Source organism: Bradyrhizobium sp. SEMIA (assembly GCF_014844175.1).
In the GTDB taxonomy this organism is placed as follows: Bacteria; Pseudomonadota; Alphaproteobacteria; order Rhizobiales; family Xanthobacteraceae; genus Bradyrhizobium; species Bradyrhizobium arachidis.
Window position 1 is genome coordinate 5,627,753 of sequence record NZ_CP046601.1, and the last position, 17,954, is coordinate 5,645,706.

At 62.0% G+C, this 17,954-nt stretch carries 26 protein-coding genes; 23 read left to right on the plus strand and 3 right to left on the minus strand.

Features of this window, described 5'->3' with window-relative positions; all coding sequences use genetic code 11:
• From FOM02_RS27420 to FOM02_RS27445, 6 genes are all read left to right on the plus strand, one after another.
• Positions 1-195, plus strand: a complete 195-nt coding sequence (locus FOM02_RS27420; protein ID WP_265440217.1) for a hypothetical protein — start codon at positions 1-3, stop codon at positions 193-195.
• Entirely contained in the window at positions 195-593 is a 399-nt protein-coding gene (locus FOM02_RS27425; protein WP_265440218.1) for a hypothetical protein, read from the plus strand. The genes FOM02_RS27420 and FOM02_RS27425 overlap by 1 nt, the downstream gene beginning before the upstream one ends.
• A 9-nt stretch (positions 594-602) precedes the next feature.
• Positions 603-1,016 carry a DUF3168 domain-containing protein gene (locus FOM02_RS27430; RefSeq protein WP_265440219.1) on the plus strand — a complete coding sequence of 138 codons (414 nt, stop codon included), beginning with the start codon at positions 603-605 and terminating at the stop codon, positions 1,014-1,016.
• Positions 1,017-1,165: 149 nt separating this feature from the next.
• Positions 1,166-1,666: a hypothetical protein gene (locus FOM02_RS27435; RefSeq protein ID WP_265440220.1), complete on the plus strand. Its 501-nt coding sequence runs from the start codon at positions 1,166-1,168 to the stop codon at positions 1,664-1,666.
• Positions 1,667-1,719: 53 nt separating this feature from the next.
• The gene (locus tag FOM02_RS27440; RefSeq protein WP_265440221.1) at positions 1,720-2,142 is read left to right on the plus strand and encodes a phage tail tube protein; all 423 of its coding nucleotides are present in this window, start codon (positions 1,720-1,722) and stop codon (positions 2,140-2,142) included.
• Positions 2,142-2,531 carry an HK97-gp10 family putative phage morphogenesis protein gene (locus tag FOM02_RS27445; protein WP_265440222.1) on the plus strand — a complete coding sequence of 130 codons (390 nt, stop codon included), beginning with the start codon at positions 2,142-2,144 and terminating at the stop codon, positions 2,529-2,531. The genes FOM02_RS27440 and FOM02_RS27445 overlap by 1 nt, the downstream gene beginning before the upstream one ends.
• 224 nt (positions 2,532-2,755) lie before the next feature.
• Here FOM02_RS27445 and FOM02_RS27450 read toward each other — a convergent pair whose 3' ends face one another.
• Positions 2,756-2,887, minus strand: coding sequence for a hypothetical protein (locus tag FOM02_RS27450; RefSeq protein ID WP_265440223.1), 132 nt, complete (start codon positions 2,885-2,887; stop codon positions 2,756-2,758).
• Between the two features lie 91 nt (positions 2,888-2,978).
• On the opposite strand from FOM02_RS27450, the gene FOM02_RS27455 reads away from it, so the two are divergent.
• From FOM02_RS27455 to FOM02_RS27490, 8 genes are all read left to right on the plus strand, one after another.
• Positions 2,979-3,377: a gene transfer agent family protein gene (locus FOM02_RS27455; RefSeq protein WP_265440224.1), complete on the plus strand. Its 399-nt coding sequence runs from the start codon at positions 2,979-2,981 to the stop codon at positions 3,375-3,377.
• A gap of 175 nt (positions 3,378-3,552) precedes the next feature.
• Positions 3,553-5,799: a hypothetical protein gene (locus FOM02_RS27460; RefSeq protein ID WP_265440225.1), complete on the plus strand. Its 2,247-nt coding sequence runs from the start codon at positions 3,553-3,555 to the stop codon at positions 5,797-5,799.
• On the plus strand, positions 5,799-6,530 hold the full coding sequence (locus FOM02_RS27465; protein ID WP_265440227.1) for a hypothetical protein: 732 nt from the start codon (positions 5,799-5,801) through the stop codon (positions 6,528-6,530). The genes FOM02_RS27460 and FOM02_RS27465 overlap by 1 nt, the downstream gene beginning before the upstream one ends.
• Positions 6,530-7,135, plus strand: a complete 606-nt coding sequence (locus FOM02_RS27470; RefSeq protein WP_265440229.1) for a hypothetical protein — start codon at positions 6,530-6,532, stop codon at positions 7,133-7,135. The genes FOM02_RS27465 and FOM02_RS27470 overlap by 1 nt, the downstream gene beginning before the upstream one ends.
• Positions 7,135-7,545: a DUF6950 family protein gene (locus FOM02_RS27475; protein WP_265440230.1), complete on the plus strand. Its 411-nt coding sequence runs from the start codon at positions 7,135-7,137 to the stop codon at positions 7,543-7,545. The genes FOM02_RS27470 and FOM02_RS27475 overlap by 1 nt, the downstream gene beginning before the upstream one ends.
• Positions 7,538-9,097 carry a hypothetical protein gene (locus FOM02_RS27480; protein WP_265440231.1) on the plus strand — a complete coding sequence of 520 codons (1,560 nt, stop codon included), beginning with the start codon at positions 7,538-7,540 and terminating at the stop codon, positions 9,095-9,097. Before FOM02_RS27475 ends, FOM02_RS27480 begins: the two co-directional genes overlap by 8 nt.
• The gene (locus FOM02_RS27485) at positions 9,094-10,152 is read left to right on the plus strand and encodes a hypothetical protein (protein WP_265440232.1); all 1,059 of its coding nucleotides are present in this window, start codon (positions 9,094-9,096) and stop codon (positions 10,150-10,152) included. Before FOM02_RS27480 ends, FOM02_RS27485 begins: the two co-directional genes overlap by 4 nt.
• A 3-nt stretch (positions 10,153-10,155) precedes the next feature.
• The gene (locus tag FOM02_RS27490) at positions 10,156-12,144 is read left to right on the plus strand and encodes a hypothetical protein (RefSeq protein WP_265440234.1); all 1,989 of its coding nucleotides are present in this window, start codon (positions 10,156-10,158) and stop codon (positions 12,142-12,144) included.
• 183 nt (positions 12,145-12,327) lie between these two features.
• On the opposite strand, the gene FOM02_RS27495 is transcribed toward FOM02_RS27490, so the two are convergent.
• Positions 12,328-12,570 (minus strand): hypothetical protein, encoded by a 243-nt coding sequence (locus FOM02_RS27495; protein WP_265440235.1) that lies wholly within the window; start codon positions 12,568-12,570, stop codon positions 12,328-12,330.
• Between the two features lie 176 nt (positions 12,571-12,746).
• Complete coding sequence (locus FOM02_RS27500) at positions 12,747-14,072, minus strand: hypothetical protein (protein ID WP_265440236.1); 1,326 nt, start codon at positions 14,070-14,072, stop codon at positions 12,747-12,749.
• Between the two features lie 132 nt (positions 14,073-14,204).
• Here FOM02_RS27500 and FOM02_RS27505 point away from each other — a divergent pair, with 132 nt between their 5' ends.
• From FOM02_RS27505 to FOM02_RS27545, 9 genes are all read left to right on the plus strand, one after another.
• Positions 14,205-14,423: a hypothetical protein gene (locus FOM02_RS27505; protein WP_265440237.1), complete on the plus strand. Its 219-nt coding sequence runs from the start codon at positions 14,205-14,207 to the stop codon at positions 14,421-14,423.
• Positions 14,424-14,552: 129 nt separating this feature from the next.
• A complete protein-coding gene (locus FOM02_RS27510; protein ID WP_265440238.1) occupies positions 14,553-15,278 on the plus strand; it encodes a hypothetical protein in 726 nt (241 codons plus the stop codon).
• Positions 15,279-15,287: 9 nt separating this feature from the next.
• The gene (locus tag FOM02_RS27515) at positions 15,288-15,707 is read left to right on the plus strand and encodes a hypothetical protein (protein WP_265440239.1); all 420 of its coding nucleotides are present in this window, start codon (positions 15,288-15,290) and stop codon (positions 15,705-15,707) included.
• A 4-nt stretch (positions 15,708-15,711) separates the two neighbouring features.
• Positions 15,712-16,140 (plus strand): hypothetical protein, encoded by a 429-nt coding sequence (locus tag FOM02_RS27520; protein WP_265440240.1) that lies wholly within the window; start codon positions 15,712-15,714, stop codon positions 16,138-16,140.
• 10 nt (positions 16,141-16,150) lie between these two features.
• Positions 16,151-16,489, plus strand: coding sequence for a hypothetical protein (locus FOM02_RS27525; RefSeq protein WP_265440241.1), 339 nt, complete (start codon positions 16,151-16,153; stop codon positions 16,487-16,489).
• 11 nt (positions 16,490-16,500) lie between these two features.
• Positions 16,501-16,767 (plus strand): hypothetical protein, encoded by a 267-nt coding sequence (locus FOM02_RS27530; RefSeq protein WP_265440243.1) that lies wholly within the window; start codon positions 16,501-16,503, stop codon positions 16,765-16,767.
• 50 nt (positions 16,768-16,817) lie between these two features.
• The gene (locus tag FOM02_RS27535) at positions 16,818-17,249 is read left to right on the plus strand and encodes a septal ring lytic transglycosylase RlpA family protein (RefSeq protein ID WP_265440244.1); all 432 of its coding nucleotides are present in this window, start codon (positions 16,818-16,820) and stop codon (positions 17,247-17,249) included.
• Entirely contained in the window at positions 17,246-17,485 is a 240-nt protein-coding gene (locus FOM02_RS27540; RefSeq protein WP_265440245.1) for a hypothetical protein, read from the plus strand. The genes FOM02_RS27535 and FOM02_RS27540 overlap by 4 nt, the downstream gene beginning before the upstream one ends.
• 1 nt (position 17,486) lies before the next feature.
• On the plus strand, positions 17,487-17,912 hold the full coding sequence (locus FOM02_RS27545) for a hypothetical protein (protein WP_265440246.1): 426 nt from the start codon (positions 17,487-17,489) through the stop codon (positions 17,910-17,912).
• Positions 17,913-17,954: the final 42 nt, after the last annotated feature.

The following is a 17,954-nucleotide window of genomic DNA, read 5'->3' on the forward strand; positions in this document are numbered from 1 at the left end:
ATGGATCGCCTGACGTTCTTCGTTGCCTCCAATCACCTCAAGGTCAGGCTGCAACGCCTGAGCCTTCATCCCGATCTTTGGAAATTCGGACAGGGGACCATCATGACGCCGAAACTGCCCGGAACTTCCTCCGAGCAGGGCACGACCGCGGCAGCGGCCGACCAGCAGCTCACCATCAACGGCGTGCAGGTCTGATGCCCTCCGGCCTCATTGCCGCGCTCGACCAGGCGCTCAAGGTTGGCAAGAGCGAATGGATCTGGCTTCGTCGGCGCGTCGGGGAGGGACCGAACCAGACTTTCGTCCAGGTCAAATGCCTGGCAAGTGTCGATGGGATCGATTCCATGCAGAACCCGGCGGGCATTCGCCTGTCGGAATTCTCGATCGTCATGTCGCCGACGCAGATCAATGAGGCGCAGTGGCCGGGTGGCTCGATTCCGGTGCCGCCGCCGTTCGATCTCGATCCGCGGATTCCCCGCGTGAATGATACCGACGATGTCATCATCCGTGGTCAGCAGCCGCGGGTGATCACCTTTTGTGATCCGAAGATCGTGGGCGGCGAGCTCGTCCGTCTCAATCTCAAGGTCGTTGCCTAAAGGCAATCCATGCTAACCGATCCGACCTCAGCGATCTGGGATGCCGTCAAGGCGCGCCTGCTCAGCGATCCCGATATCGCATCGGTCTTCGCCGATCGCGTCTATGACAAGATCCAGAACACGCCGACCTTCCCGTATATTTCATTGGGTGCAGTGCAGGTCCTTCCCGAACTGGGCGAAGGGATCGACGCCGCGGAAGTGTTTCTGACCCTCAATAGCTGGACCCGTTTCACGGGCTCCGATGCCCTGCGTTCCGGCGGCAAGTACCTCATCGCTGCGTTGCACGACGAGGAGCTGCAGATCGAAGGCGGCGCAGTGCTGTCCATCCTGCTCGAGTCGTCTCGCACTATTCCGGATCCGGATGGGGTCACCAAGCATGGCGTTTACACCTTCCAGATCCTGACGGACGCCAACGTGCTCTGATTGCATCGGCCGAGAGTGAGGGGCGCCGAGGGGTTTTTTGGCGGCCGCCGGCGGGTCAGCGTAGGGTCCGGGTCGAGCCGGCGCGCTGCTTCACTCTCGCCCTGTGCAATTTTGTTCTCTCGCGTTCCCATCAAACCAGGAGCCTTCCCATGACTGCCCTTAAATCCGTTGTGCGTGCCTCGATTTCTGCCGTCAACACCAAGTCGCTCGATGGCCGCGATGTCGTCGACCGCATGCCCGATTCCGCCGAGATCCATCTCGGTTCCGGCGTTGGTTACGGCAACGCCGACATTGCGTTCATGGATACGCGCACGCTCGCGGCCTCCACGAACGAAAGCCTCGACCTTGCCGGCGTGCTCACGGACGCTTTCGGCCAAACCATCAACGCCGCCAAGGTCAAGGCGATCGAGATTGAGAATCCGGAGGCCTCGCTGTCGACGCTGACCATCGGCGCGGCCGCCTCCAACACCTTCAACGGTCCCCTCGGCGGCGCCACCCACACCATCGTGCTCGCGCCCGGCGACAAGTTCGTCGCAGTCAGCCGTACCGGTTGGGTCGTCACCGCGGGCACCGGAGACCTGCTCAAGGTCGCCAACGGCGCCGGCGGAAGCGTCAATTACAACCTGAAGGTCATCGCGGCGTCGTCGTAAGTCGGTCGCCGCCCCGCAACGTTTTCTGCCTGATCGACGAAAGGAAAGCTTCGATGGCGAAGGCCCAAACTCTCCCGTTTTCCAAGTTCCTGGTGCTGCTCGGCAACGGCGCTGTGCCGGAGGTCTTTGCCGCGCCGTGCGGCTTGAACTCGCGCAGCTTCAACCGCGCGGCGGCGACCAACGATACCAATGTGCCGGATTGCGATGATCCGGACGCGCCGTCCTGGTTGGAGCGCGACATCGTCTCGCTGTCGGCGTCGATCTCCGGCGCCGGCGTCGTTGCCGACGAGGATTTCGATATCTGGAACGCATGGTTCGAAAGCGGCGACAGCAAGAACGTGCAGATCAAACTTGGCACGACGCGCGTCTGGGTCGGTCCCTACAAGCTGACCAAGCTGAACGTCACCGGTCAGCGCGGTAGCCGGACCACCTTCGACGCGACCCTCGACAGCGATGGCGAGACGGTCCTGCAGTAATGGGCGCGCCCGACGATCAGTTACAGGGCTGGTTTTCGGGCCTGTCCTATAAGGCCAAGCGCAAGCTGGCCGCGACGATCAAGGAACAGGCGGACGGGCTTGCGTCGGCCATCAAGGACGCCGCGCCCGTGCAAACCGGCAAGCTGCGAGATTCCGTGCAGGTGCGCCGCCGGCGCAATGAACTCGATCTCGAGGTTACCGCGGGCGGCGACGACACCACCAAAGACGTCCGCACGGGCTCTGGTGTCGGCTATGATTATGCGCTCGCCACCGAATTCGGGACGTCGAAGGAAGAGGCGCAACCCTTCTTCTACTCGACCTACCGGCAGATGAGGGACGAGATCCGGCAGGCCATCGAGGATGCTGTCGAGGAGGCGATCAATTCATGAATGCTGTGGCGCGATGAGTTTGAGGCCGAAATGTCGCCGCACGTTGGCGCTCTCGACCAAGGCTCGAATGAGCACTGCAGCCGGTCCTGTAACGCCGTTGCGCTCCCACTTGCGCCAAGCGGCTCCGTCGTTGAGCCCCACGAGCGTTGCGGCTTGTGCGGCAGAAAGTCCGAGTGCCGAGCGTGCAGCCTTGACGCCATCCGCGTCTAGCGCAGGACCGGTCATCAGATCATCCGCTTGGGCTTGATGAGCTCGCCGGACTTGGCGCGTTCGAGCAGGAACTGAAGGAGCGGGGTCGAGCCGTTCTTGGCGATCAGGGCTTCGAGTTGTGTGATCGTCTTGGCGATGTCGGACATTGGTGAACTCCGTTTTCTCTATGATCTAAACATAGGTCCATTAGACCTAGTGCATCAAGGGCTTTTTTGAAAAAAGGCGGAGAAAAATCACGTGAGCGCGAACGGAACGCGGTCGATCATATGGGCCAATGGCGAGGATGTATTTTGCATCGCCAAGGTTGGGCTCATCCTCGATCTCGAGGAGAAGTGCAAATGCGGCATCGCCACGGTGATGGGCCGGTTGGAAGGCGGGGCGTGGCACCTCAACGATGTCCGCGAGACGATCCGCCTCGGTCTGATCGGCGGTGGCATGACGCCGGAAAAGGCGATGGTCGCAGTCAAGCGGCATGTCGACGAAACGCCGCTCGGCGTCCATGTCCTCTTGGCTTACGAGATCGTCAAGGCGGCGATCTTCGGTGTGCCAGATGACCCCGTGGGAAAAGAATCGCCGGCGGAGGCCAAGGGAACCGGCTCTTCCACGACGACGGACGCCTCCGACGCTCCGAAATAATCGCGATCGGCGCCGCCTTCGGCTGGCCGCCGCGCGTCACCGAAGATCAGAGCCTCTGGGAATTGATCGCCTATGTCGACGGCCACAACCGCGCCAATGGCGGTGAAGAGGCTGTCGAGCCGATGAGCGACGATATTTTCGACGAGCTGCTCGAAACCAACGGACTGTTGAACTGATGCCGCCTCCCGCACTCCGCATCCCCTTATCCGTCAACATGGACGAGTTCAATAAGAACATCGAGAGCGCGAAGTCGGCGACCCGCGAGGTCTCCGACTTCATGGTGAAGGCGTTCGCCAAGCAGCAGTTGAAGCTGCTTGTGAATAGCGACGGGTTTAAGCCGGCAATCCAGGATGCGACCCGCTTTGCCGGCGAGCAGTTCGATAAGATCAAGCCGCAGCTGCAGAGTTTTACGCAAACGGCCGTCAAGGAAACCACGGAAGCCGGGCTGAAGGTCGCCAACGTCTTCGCGTCGCCAGCGCTCAAGGGCTCGTTCCAAGCCTTTACGGCTGTCGGGGTGCCGGCGGCGGCGGGTCTGGCGCAGGCGATGGCGCCGCTCGCGCTGCGCGCCATCGCGGTTTACGAGGCGTTCCATTTGGTGGCCGAGGCGGTGAACGCGGCCCGCAATCAGATCTCTGAGATGGTCGCGCTAGCCGATAAGGCGCAGAACTTTCAGGTCAGCGCCGGCTACCTGCAGCTGTTTGAGGGGGAGGCGCGTAAGCTCAAGGTCACCACCGAAGAGCTTGATACAGCGCTTGCCGCCGCGTTCAACGCGACCAAGGAAAAATCGCCGATCGATCTTGGCAAATGGGAGGCAGGGAAGGAGCGTATAACCGACGTGGAGCTTGCGCTACGCGTCTACAATCAGGAGCTTGCCAAGGCCGCGGGTACGCAGCTGCAGGGCGTTGTGCTTTTTCGTGATGCCGACAGTCAGGAGGGTAAGATTACGGCGGTGCTCACTGCCATGATCGAGCTCGACAAAATCGGGCAGCATGCGGCGTCGCTCGACGTGGGTGAGAAAATGTTCGGTGCCGCGTTCGTCGATCGCATCCGGCAGGGCAAGACCTCCGCGGAAAGCATTCTGTCTACGATGGACAATCTGAAAAAGTCCGGGGACGGCATTTTCCCAGATGAGCTGGTGTCGCGTGCGAAGCAGGTCGACGAGCAGCTCAAGCTTTCCGAGGACAGGTTGTCGCGGTCGCTAAAGCCGTCCTGGAATGAGCTGGCTTCGGTCATTCTGACCATCAAGGGCTATTGGGCCGATGTCATCGACCTGATTGCGAAGGGCGTCGAGTTGGCAAACGCTCTCGGGACCGGCATCGCCAGGTGGGAGCTGAGCCAGAAGCGCGAGGAGCTGAAGGCGGTCAACGAAGCGATTAAGAACGGCACCGGCCTGCTCGGCGTTCCGCAGGTGCCGGAGGGTTTCCTGGGGCTGACGCCGCGCGCAGATCTGCGCAAACGCGCTGATCGTCTGCAGGGTGAAATCGATTCGGCCGAGCGCGCCTTGCTGAATAAGCCGGAGGGCCCGGACGCGCCTGCAAAGCCGTCGCGCGGTGAGGGTGCGCCGGTACGGCTGCGGGTCACGCCGAAAGAGGCTGATGCGTTCGACACCTCGGTTCAGGGCGTCGAGCGCCGCACGGCAACTATCAAGGCAGATACCGCGGCGTTGTTTCAGAACAATGCGGTGCAGGCCCAGCTTCGCGCTGAGTTTCAAGAATTGACTGCGGCGGCGAAGGACAACAGCGACATCACCCAGGAGAAGATCGAGCGCTACGAGGAGCTGCGCAAGACGATGACGGCCGAACAGGCGCTGGCCGCAGCCGAGATCAGCCTAAGTGAGCAGCAGAAGGAAAAGTTCATCGCCTCATCCGAGGGCATCAAGCGCGCGACCGCGGCCTATGACGAGGCCAGCAAGAAACTGACGGAATTGAACAGCGCGTCGTCGCAAGTCGGCTCGGCGCTCTCGACCGCCTTCGCCGATGCCGTTGTCGAAGGCAAGAACCTCAATGAGGTGATGTCGAGCCTGATCAAGACCTTGGAGAAGGCTGCGATCAATTCGGTCTTTTCGTCGTTTTTCACGGCCCCGGCATCCGGCGGGTTGTCGCCCTTTGCCTCGCTTCTGAAGGGCGTCATTCCCGGCTTTGCCGGCGGCACCGACAATGCGCCTGGCGGGCTGTCGTGGGTCGGCGAGCACGGCCCGGAGCTGATGAACGTGCCGAAGGGCGCCCAGATCCTGCCGAGTGATATCTCGCGCCAGATGACGGGCGGCTCCAGCCTGCATATCACCAACTATGTCGCGGGCGATGTCAGCCCGGCGACGATTGCGAACCTGCAGCGCTCGCAGATCGCGACGCAGCGCAAGTTTGCGCAGATCGACAAGCTGCTGGTCTCGACGCAGCGCATGCAGTCGTCGGGGGTGGGCTGATGACGGTCGAATTCCCGCGCGCCCTGCTGCGCGAAAAATCGCACGCCTGGAACCTGGCTGGCGTGGCCGTGTCGGGCGGCCAGACCGGCGCCGGCTTCGCCTCCCTGGTCCGGACCGATGGCGGCGGCTTCTGGACCTGCGCGATGACGGATGTGTCGCTGTCGGGCCGCAAGGGTATTGCCGATACCGGCCGCCAGCGGCAGCGCAACGCGACGCTGCTCTGGCGCGCCGTCAGGCAAATCTGCAACGGCGGCGTTACTCCGATCGTCGTTCCGCGCAATGATGCGCTTTTCGTGCCCTGGCCGTCCGGCCTCGCGCGAAACGAGTATGGCGATGTCACGCACGGCGACGGCGCGCTGTTCTCGGATGGCGTTGGCTACTACCAGCCGACGATCGATATCGCGGCCGCCGCTGCCGCGGACCTGCGTGCGACGTCGTTAGATATCAACATCGCGCTTGCTGACGATCTGATGGGCGGCGAGGCCTTCTCGATCGAGCACTCGACCAAGGGCTGGCGCCTCTACGAGATCAAGACGGTGACGATGGCTTCGGACACCGAGGCGACCATCACCTTCAATCCGCCGTTGCGAGAGGCCGTCGACGCTGAGACGCCACTCGAATTCGACCGGCCGCGCTGCCTGATGCGGCTTGCGCAGCCGGCGTCCATGAATCTCACCGTGCAGCCGTGGACCTTCAACGCGGCTAGCGTCGATTTCGTCGAGGCGCCCTGATGGATTTCAACGATGCGGAACTTGCCGCGCTGGCTGCGGGCCTGCCGTGCATCGGCGTGTTCTTTCGGCTCGACCTCGAACCGGAGCCGGTGCGGCTGTGGCTGGGCTTTGGCGATATCAAGCCCGGCATCAACGTCTTCGACGATGCTGGCGCTCTCTATCAGGGCTTGGGGGTCTTGCAGGACGTGCCGGCGATCAACCAGCTGATCAACGGGGCCGCCGAGCGCGTCGAGTTTTCGCTGTCGGGCGTGTCGGGCCCGGTGCAGGAAATCGCCTCTGGCGATGATGCTGATAGCGTCAAGGGGCGGCCGGTCACGGTCGGCTTTGGTCTGTTCGGGCCGGATTGGGCGATGCTCGGCCCGGTGCACTGGTGCGCCTACTATGTCGCCGACTATCTCGCGGGCTCGCAGACCGTCGACGACGAGACCTCGCAGATCGTCAACGTCATCACGCTCTCGTGCGGAACGCGTTTCACCGGCCGCCGCCGGCCGTCCTATGCCTATTTTTCCGACAAGGACCAGCAGGCACGCCATCCCGGCGACAAGAGCTGTAGCCTGGTGCCGAACTACGCGCATGGGTTCAACAAAATCTGGCCCGTGTTCTGATGCCGGCTCTCTCCGATTATCTCGACGAGATCGCCGGCCGTACCTGCGCTTATGGCGCGCTGGATTGTGCGACGCTGATGGCGGACTGGCTGATGCGCAATGGCTGGCCCGATGCGATGTCGGATCGGCGCGGCACCTATGTCAGCGAGCGCGAATATCGCGCGGCGCTGCGCAGCGAGGGCGGCATGCTTGCATCCTGCCGGCGCCGCTTCGCTTCCCTCGGCTTGCGCGAGACGGCCGACCCTGTGGAGGGCGATCCCGCAGTCGTGCTGGCGCCGATGCATGGGCGCGCGTTCCACGTCGGGGCCATCGCTCGCGGCGCTGGTCTGGTCGCGCTGCTGTCCTGGCCGCGCGGCGTCGTCTGCGCGCAGCTGCCGATCGCCGCGGCCTGGAGCCTCTCTCGTGGCTGAAACCATCGGCCTTGCCATCCTGAGCGCTGCGGGCGTGACTGATTCTTTCATCGGCATCGGCACGGCTAGCGCGTTGTCGGTCGCGGGTGTTTCGGTATCGATCTCGACCGCGGCGACCATCGTCGGCACCGCGACGATCATCGGCGCATCGATCGGGTTGCAATATGCGCTCAGCAATCCGGAGGTGCCCAAGCCGGAGAATGGCGCCGTGCCGCTCAAGCAGGCTATCCCGCCGCGGCGGCGGGGGTACGGCATCAATCGCCTGTCCGGATATTATCTGCTGTTCCTCGCCGCCGGTGGGGACTCGCAGGACGTCCTGGCGTTCCACAGCGGGCCGATCGAGCAGGCCCTGCAGCTCTATCTGCACGATAATCCCGTCAGCACGACCGGCTCGTTACTGCACGGCCAGTATGCCACGGTGGTGCCGCCGTTCGATATCGCTTACGAGTTCGTCGCTGTGCAGGTGTTCTATGGCACCGACACGCAGAACGTTTGCGACGCTGCGGTCAACGCCGGCAACACGTCCGGGATCTGGACAAGCGCACACGCAGCCAAGGGCATCGCTTGCATCGCCATGACTTGCGGTCACGCGACTGACCCCTCGGTGTTCACGAAGATCTATCCACAAGGGTTGCCGCTGCCGTCGATCGTGGCGAAATGCGCGCCGATCTGGGACCCGCGCGACGGCACCACCACCCATGCCAAGGCCACTCCGGTGCTGCAGCTGATCGATTATCTGACCGAGCCGGACGGCGGCATGGGCGAGGATGACCTCGCGATCCTGCTGCCGCCGGCGCGGCTGGCGCAGTGGATGACCGAGGCGGATCTCTGCGATGCGGACATCGGCGGGCGGCCGCGCTATGCGTCCTCCGGCTTCTATGATTTCGACAATTCGCCGGAGAGCGTGATCGGCAAGCTGCTGGCGAGCTGCGACGGCTGGCTGGTCGAGGCCGGCGACGGCACGCTGGCGTTGACGGTCGGGGTCTATCGCGAGCCGACCGATCCGCCGCTGACCTCGGCGCATATTCGCAACTTGACGTGGCGCAAGGGCGAGGCGGACGAAACGCAGATCAACCAACTCGACGTCACCTTTACCAATCCGGCGCTCGGCTATGTCTCCGATCCCGTCGATGCGGTCCGCGACGAGGACGCCATCAGCGCGGCGGGCATCGTCCGCGCCAAGCCGCTCGACCTATCCTGGGTCCAGAATGCCGACCAAGCAACGATGCTCGGCAAGCGCGCGCTGCTTCGCCTCAATCCGGAAATCGCCGGCACCTTCGTCTGCAATCTCTATGCCCTGCGCTACATGGGTAAGCGCTGGATCAAGGTGCAGGAGCCGCGCATCAAGGGCATGGAAGATTGCGTCATCGAGATCCAGGACAAGGGGCAGATCGACCTGCTCAACGCGCGCGTCACCTTCAACTGGATCAAGATCGATCCCGTCGCGCTCGCCGCGATCGACGGCGTCGTGATTGACGGGCTCGGCCGTGAGGACGGCAGCACGGACCTGGTGCGTGAAGATGGCTCGTTCTATCTGAGGGAAGACGCATGACCGGCAAGATTTCGGACGATGCAGACAAGCCGTCGCTCGATGGCAGCGAGAAGCTTGCGGGCGCGGCCGGCGGCAGCAATTACGGCATTCTGCTGTCGACGATCGCGGCCTGGCTGGCGTCCTTGACCCAGACCCTGATCGGCAAGACCATCGATGCCGCGTCGAATACCATCAGCAATCTGACCACCGCGACGTTCGCTGCGAACGTCATCGATACGGACGTCGCACTGGCGGCGAACAGCAACGCGCGGATCGCAACGCAGAAGGCCGTCAAGGCCTACGTGGTCGCAAGCCTGATGCAGAACTATCTCAGTGGCTTGACGCTATCGACTGCGGGCGCTTCTGCGAGCTTCAGCGTTGCCCTTGGCCAGGCGGCGGGCGACACCAACGCCGCCATGATGACGCTAGCGGGTGCCTACACCAAGACAACAGCGCCGTGGGCGGTTGGCACCGGAAACGGTGCGCTCGATACTGGCGCGATTGCCAACAGCACCTGGTATCACGTCTGGCTGATTCAGCGGTCGGATACCGGGATTGTGGATGTTCTGATCTCTCTGTCGGCAACCGCGCCGACGATGCCGACCAGCTACGATCGCAAGCGTCGCATCGGCGCGATGAAAACCAATGGGTCGGCGCAGTGGATAAAGTTCGTTCAGAACGGGGACGATTTCACTTGGGATGCTCCCGTTAGTGACGTCAGTGCAACAAACCCCGGGACGGCTGCTGTCACGCGGACGGTATCTGTCCCGACAGGCGTGAAGATGGAAGCCAAATTGAGCGTAGCCGGCGCCGGGTTGGCTGGTGATCCAGGGCCGGGTGCAATTTACATCTCGGATCTCGCCATCGCCGATAATGCGCCTGCGATCGCGGCATTTTGCACCCTGAGTGTCTACACACCGAATTCGGGGGCAGCAATCGGGCAACTGGCGGCTCCCGTGCGCGTAATGACCAATACGTCAGCGCAGATTAGGTCGCGCTGTCAGATATCGAACGCAAATATTCAACTCAACATCAACACATTCGGGTGGGTCGACCGCCGCGGGAGGGATGGTTAAATCATGACCGTTCAAAGTTCAGTAGAGATCTGGCGCGACTATGAGACCGACGGCGTGCCGGCGAGCGGACCCCATGAGCCCGTAAAGCGCGACGTTCGGCAATGGGGGTCGATGCTGGAGTCGCTGTTGGCGCAACTCGGCCTCGGCTATGCCACCAAGGCTGCTCTTGATGCCGACCTAGCTCATGGTGCCAACACCCTCGCCATGGTTTATGCGGATGCGACCGCGGCCAATAACGGAATTTACGTCAAGTCGGGCGCCTCTGGCGCTGGATCTTGGTCGCGCATCGGCGACCTGCCGGACGCGATTATTCCGCTGACGGTGACAGGAGGCACAGGTGACGCCATCGTCGCGACCGCGCCGTCGACCCCAATGGCGCCTGGCCGTCATCTCTATCTGCTGACGCCGACCGCAAACAATACCGGCGCGAGCACGATCAATGTCAACGGAACGGGTGCAGTCGCCATCAAAAATGCGCTGAACGCCAACCTAGCGGCGGGCTCGCTGCTGATCGGCAACGGCGTTCTGATGTTCTGGATGACAGACCACTATCAACTGCTGGTGGCCATTCCACCCGATGGCGACGCCGTGCTTGCCGACGTCGTTCAGGCCAAGGATGATGCGGAGGCCGCGCGCGACGCCGCGGAGGACGCACGCGATATCGCAATCGCCACGATCGGCATGGTGGTTTATCCCACCGTAGCGGCCTATGCCGCGGCGACCGTTTCCCTGGCAGATGGCACGAACGTCTATATTGCCAACTATTACGCATCCGAGCCCGGCGGTGGGCATTGGTGCAAGATCGCGTCTTCGCCGCCATCGCATGGCGCCTATCACACCTCGGCGAATGGCAAATACGCGATCCTCGCCGAGACTTTTCCCAACTTCAGAATGTTCGGCGCCAGGCCCGCGAACGCGGACAACACGCCGTATCTGGACATGTGGAATGACTACTGCGACGCCAACACCAACTGTTCGACTCTCGACATCGGTGCTAGCAATTGGACTTTCACAACCGTTCCTCGTCCGATCTGGACGCCTGGGATTCCATGGGGGCGCACGATCCGCGGTGCCGGTCGCGTCAGTACCATCCTGTATACGAATTACTCGGTTCCGGATTACCGCGGCTTTATTCACTTGCTGGCGCAGGGTGGTGGAGCCGGGTTGATCGTTCGCGACTTGCAGATTACCAGCCAGAAGACGGATTTTTCGTGCGGTGCGGCCATCGCTTCTCACGACGGTCACGTGCAAAAATTGGTCGTCGGCGGCACCATCACCGCCGGAAACGCGCTCACTGCTACGGTTAATGGTACGGCGGTCACCTACACGGTGGGTGGGGGAGACACCGCGAAGAGCATCGCGAACGGCGTTGCGAGTGCGATCAATGCTAACGTAACGATTGCTACTGCTGGCGTCATCGCGTTCCCAATCAACGGAAACGTGTCTGTCATCTCTAAGGCGAGTTCGCCGGCAACGGTCACCACCGGTACGACTGGCACAACGACGCTGACCCGCACCGTGCTCGGACAGTTTACTACCGGCTTCATCACGCTTGATGCCCTGGTTATCACGTCTGCGAACGGCTGGTCATATCCCCTTCTGCTGGACGGCACCCGCGGAGATGTTAATCCGATCGGCATCCGCGACGTAAGTATCTCTAACTGCTCTTTCTTCGGCGGACATTATGCATCGGTTTTGTTGAACTGCGCCGACGGAGTCAGCGTGACAAATTCGGATTGTATTCTGGCGGGGGGCGCATCGGGCTCGCTGATTATTACAGGTACCGCCACCCAAAAGAGTCAAAACTTCATCTGGTCTGGTGGCGCCATCAACGACATTATTCTCGATAACGCTGCCTTTGGCGTGATTACGACTGGAAAAGTTCTGGCTGGCGTTCAAAATACATCGGCGACAGACTCAGTGAAGATCATGGCGGGCAGCATCGTAGGAACTGCGCAAACCAACTGGACCAATTCGGCTTACGTCACCTAGTGTGACCGTCGGGCTTATCAAAACGCCGGTACAGCGCAATCACGATGACTGCGGGTATCCCCCAGAGGGTTATTACCAAGAGACCGGAAAGACCAAAGTTGCCAGTGGTCCAACCGAAAAGCCACGTGTGCCACGCGACCGACAGGACCACTAACCCAAGCATCTTCCCATAAGAGTCGATGGTCACGAGAATAAGGTCCGGTGAAACATAGCTATGATTGCGAGCAGCACCAAAAGGCACATCCCGAGCCCGATCCATGCGCCCGCGGCTTGCCGCAATTCGATCCGGCCTGTTGCATCGCGGCGGTAGCCAGGCCACCGCAAGGGCTCCGGGGTTGCGCTGAACGCCTCTACATAAACCGACCCCAACGACAGGAATGGCAGGACGATACGAGCCACTCCGTATCCGATCAGCTCAACGAACATTCCGAACCTCGACATGATCGAACCCACCCGAGATTGCGACGGATCGACAAGAGATCATGCGCACTTGGTCTAAAATGAGCAAAGGTACACGTTTGGTGCATCGCATGTTGCGTGCAGCGCAAACTCAATTCCGAAGAGGATAATCGCTGCAATGGCGCAGACCGAAATGAACGTCGCTAGCTTTTGTAGAACCATTTAGGCGCCTCGTTCCTTAAATGAGCTGCCGCCGTAATCGCCACGATGGGCAGGAGAAGCCAGAACAGGCCGTAAGAATGCACGAGGGAGCCTGTTAGCGACGATTGCGTGAAATAGTAGCAAAATACGCAGATGGCAACCGCCGAGGCGCATGAAAGCGGATCGCGTCCACGGGCCAGAAGGCTCGCCCCGGTACCAATGATGGCGCCGCCGATGATCAGAACAATGGTTGACCAGATCATGCCGCTCTCTGCAAAGGCCGCGACTTGGGCGGGGGCCGGGGCGTACCCAGTGACGAATGACACCGATGGGTACATCAGTTTGAAAACCTTGATTGGCGCGTAGCACTTCGCTTCGATCTTCGGAATCTCTATCCCGCAGCGCTGCGTCGGGTCCGAGAATTCCTGCACATAGTATGGGAAAACAGAGGCCATCCGGAGCGGTATGCTTAGTAAGAAGCCCGGGCCTTGTGCGGTGCTGGTCTGCGTAGGTTGTTTGATCGCTGGGGCCGAGCCTGTCGTAGATGGCGAATCATTCAAGGGGCCCGCTCGCTTATTATTTTTTTGCCAGAGGGCCCGTTCCTGATCGCAATATTGTTGATTGCTCATAACGAGGAACAGGCCGACGGCTGTCGTAGCTGCGAGGGCGAGGGTTCTAATCAGGCCAAACCCGCATAGCATCAGGGTAAGGCTTACAAACCCCACATAGATCAGGATCGGCGCTTTCATCATCATGGCGAGATCAAGCCACACGATGATGAGGCTGAGAAAGAAAAATGCCGCACCGGCAATGCGGTCTCTTAACAGGATGAGTCTCGCCAGTAAGTAGCAAGCGATGATCGGAAGGCTGGAGTACGCGAAAGAGTAATATCGATTGCCGAGTAGGTTGATCAGCTCAGCGCGTCGCTCAATCTTTCCTTCGTAGCAGACGGTTCGGTCGAACATCTCGTGGGCCGTCAGACCTCCGGCCAGAGCCAATTTGAACGCACAATACGCCACCATGGCCGATGCGAGAGCGATGGGTATCCAGACGGGAATGTCGACGTTGGGTGGGGATATGCCTTTCCATGTTCTAGCAGAGGCTATGGCGACGGCTGGCGTGATGACAACCATGCTTGCGAGAAGCGACCAGTAAAGCGGCGAACCGAGCGTGGTCATCCAAGACAGCGGGACGGGATTGCTCGCGCCGCCCATGAATTCCTGCAACCGAGCCTGACCGAATGCGGTTGGAAAGAGTGCCGCGCCTATGCCTGTAGTTCCCAAATAGGCTCCGACCAGCGTCAAAACTGCAAGATAAACCGTTCGCATGGGTCCCTGGGTTTGACTGCATTTGCTCCGGTAGTTCCCGTCTGACGTTTACCACCCTAGCGCTTGCGCAGGCAACCACGCCGCCAGCGCCGGCCGCGCCGTTTCCCACCCATTTTACAAGAGGCTAACCACATGCCCGACCTGCATGGCATTTCGCGTGCCGCGTTCGATCTCGTCATCGCCGAGGAGGTGACGAGCCAGGCCGTCTATGAGCACAAATATCGCCACGTCCTCGAATATCCCGGTGAGCAGAGCGGCCCGACCGGTGGCATCGGCTACGATTTCGGTATGCAGAGCCAAGGCGACGGCCGTTTGCGGCGCGTGCCATGCGCGAGCGCCACACTAAGGTAGAAGCTTCAACTTCTCCACAACTCCCCTGCTTTTGATCCCGGACGCGCGACCTTCGATCTCCTCGTCGCGACCAAAGGCACCAGCGCGCCGATCTAACCCTCCGCCATCATCGAGAAAGGAACCATCCCCATGGTCGATCTCTCCGCACTCCGCGCGGCGAACGCGAGCCGCTTTGCGCATGCGAAGTTGACGCGCGCCGCTGACTTCAAGCCCGTGGCCCGGCGTCTGGTCGGCACGCAGGCCAAGTCGCGCTATCAGACGGTGGCTGCGCGCACCGGCGTGCCTTGGTTCGTCATTGCTGTCATCCATGAGCGGGAGTGCTCGCAAAGCTGGCGCGGCTCGCTGGCACAGGGCGACCCTTGGGACCGGAAGAGCGTGCATGTGCCCGCCGGCCGCGGCCCATTCGCGTCCTGGGAAGACTGCGCCGTCGACGCGCTGGTCAATTGCCCGCCCTATGCCGCCCGCAACAAGGACTGCTCGATCGGCGGGACACTCACGTTGCTCGAGCAGTACAACGGGCTCGGCTACGCCTCGAAGGGGCGGCCGTCACCCTACATCTGGTCCGGCACTGACCAGTATGTCTCGGGCAAGTATGTCCGTGACGGCGTCTATGACCCGAACGCCGTCGACCAGCAGCTGGGCTGCGCCGGCCTCTTGCTAGCCATGGCCGCGATCGATGCCTCGATCAAGTTCGGCGAGGCGTCCGCATCCAACGTCGCTCCCTTTGTGCGCAAGACCGGTCAGCCGGTTGTTCCCGCGCATCCCGATAGCGTTCCGGCAAAACCGTCGATCACGAACCCCGCGCCTGGTTCGGTCGGGGCCTGGATCGCTTCTTTCTTCAAAAAGGCAGCATAGGAGACCATCATGCTTTGGCTAGTCGTGCTCGGAGTTATCGCGTTTCTGTTGCTCTACATCTGGATCGTCCGGCCGATCCTCAAACAGCAGCCAATCCTGTCGGCCGCCTTCAAGGCCGAGGCTTCGATCTGGGAGCAGATCCAGGCAAAGCTGACGGGCTTCCGGACCAAACTGACCGCGCGACTGCTCGCCATCGCCGGCGTGCTGGTGGGCTGCTATGACCAGTTGCTGCCCTACATCACCGGTCAAGACTGGACCGCTCTCACATCCAAGCTGCCGTCCTGGTCGCTGCCGGTCGGCATGGTGCTGCTCGCATGGCTGTTCGATTATCTGCGCAAGATCACCGAAAATTCTCCACACGTGATCGTGCAGAAGGACGCGCAGGGCACGCCGTTTGTTGTCGCGATCGATCCGGCGCCGAAGGCTTGAACCGATGGGCCTGCTCTCCTGGATCGCCGGCCCGGGTGGCTGGATCGGCGATGCCGTCAAGACGGCGCTGACCGGCCCGCTCGTTCAGGGCGTGGTCGATGGCTACAAAGCCAAGCTTGCCGCCGGCAACACCTCGGAGAAGCTCGCGGCGGATCTCGCCGCACGCGAGCTCCAGGTCGAGATCCGCGAGCGCGAGCTCGCGGTTCAGCAAAACATCTCGGATGAGGGGCGCTGGTGGACGGCCGCGCCGCGCGCGATCGCGTGCTGGTCGTTCGCGATCTTCATCGTCAAATGCGTGGTCTGGGACAAGGTGCTCGGCCTCGGCACCACGGATCCGCTTGAAGGCGATCTCTCGGTGTGGGCCGGCTGGCTGATGGCGCTTTGGTTCGGTGGTCGCTCGGCCGAAAAGATCGCGCGGATCCTCAAGCGGTAAGGGAATGGGAATGCCGGGACCGGCGATCGACTACACGATCACAATTGGCAACATCATCGAGATCCTGTCGATCGTCGGCGGCGGCGTGCTGGTGCTGATGACGCTCAAGACGGACGTCAGCGCCTTGAAGAGCGGAGCCAGGGGGCTGAAGGCCGACATCGCGGCGATGCAGGCCGAGCTGAAGAAGCTGTCCGATGTCCTGATCTCGCTGGCCGACATCCGCGGCGAGATCAAGGTGCTCGATACCCGCTTGACCGGCGCCGAACAGGACATCCGCGAGCTGCGTCACGGCGATGGCTTCGTGCAGGGGCGCCGCGGAATCGACCGGCAATATCCGCCCGGGGAATAGGGGCTATCCCAATGCTGCTGCGAACCATCGTGGCGCTGGCTCTCGCCGGCGCCTTGCCGGCACGTGCGGCCGATGTCGACCCCTATGCCTGTTTCGGCTGGGCTCGGTATGTCGCGATGGGCGAGGGCTTCCGCTGTTCCGATCTGCCGGCGTTCTGCGCCGGGGCCCACGCGCTGCTCAGCGAGGCCGGCGGCGATCGACGCGCCGCTGAGAAGCTTGCCCGTGGCCGCGGCCATAGTCGGATGGCGATTAGTCTCGCAAAACGCTTTTGCGACTGAGACCCCGCGTCAGGCGGTTTCCTGGCAAATTCATAAGCGAGATGGAAAAGATGCGAAACAGTGCCGACGCGGCCGTCCTCGAGGCGCGCGAACGGCGGTCGAGCGCGGTGGTCGGGTGGCTCGCCGGATGCTTACTGATGGCCGCGATCGTCGCAGGCCTGCTGATCTGGCATTCGATTGGTGCCTACGCCTGCGAGCGCCGCTTTGCTGGCCTCGCCTCCTACTATTCCAACGGCGAGAGCGGCCCGCGCACCGCCTCCGGCGCGCGGTTCGATGATCGCCTGCCGACCGCGGCGCACCGCTGCCTGCCGTTCGGCACCAGGTTGCGCGTCAGCCGGGCAGGGCGGTCCGTCATCGTCACCGTCAACGATCGCGGCCCCTTCATCCATGGTCGCGTGCTCGACCTGGCGCGCGGGCCCGCAATGCAGCTTGGCCTTGCCGGGCCCGGCGTCGCGCGGGTCGAGGCGGAGGTGATCGAGTGACGTCCAAGATCCGCAGGCGGGTGTTTGGTTATCTCGATGCAGCGCGCGAGCGCGGCGCCTTCCTCGTCTCCGGAATATTCTGCGGTCTCGACGCAGACGATCTCGCGGACGAGATCGCGAGGGATTGGGATGCCGGTGATCGCGACGGAAAGCTGCTGTGGCGTCCTGGTGAGAGCAAGCCGGAAGCATCCGACATCGCGCCGCACGTCGAGGCGTGGATGAACATAGGGGAATGATATGAGACTCGCATCCAGCCTGCTCACCTTCGCTGAATACAAGGCGCTCAGCGACAAGGCCGTCGCCGATGGCATGTGGCGCAATGACAAGCGCGTGTTCCTGCCCGGCATGGGCTGGTTCAACGACTGGTATCTCGATCGAGATCTCGGCCGAGATTTCCTGTCGCCGCACTACTACCTCGACTGGGCTGGCAAGCGACCGCCGATCGAGCTGGTGTGCCCGAACGGCGAGATCTGGTGCATCGACCGCATGTCGTCGAACGGCAATGGCTGGCAGGTAACGGGGGAGTGGCCAAACATCACGTGCCAGCCTTCGATTATTGCCGGCGATTATCACGGCTGGCTGCGCAACGGCGAGTTCACGGCTGATATCGACGGCAAGACTTGGCCGGTCCCAAACATCGGGCCCGATTACGGGCGCCGCTGAGAGCGATCCGTGCCGGGCGGATTCCCGGCAAATTCTAGAGGT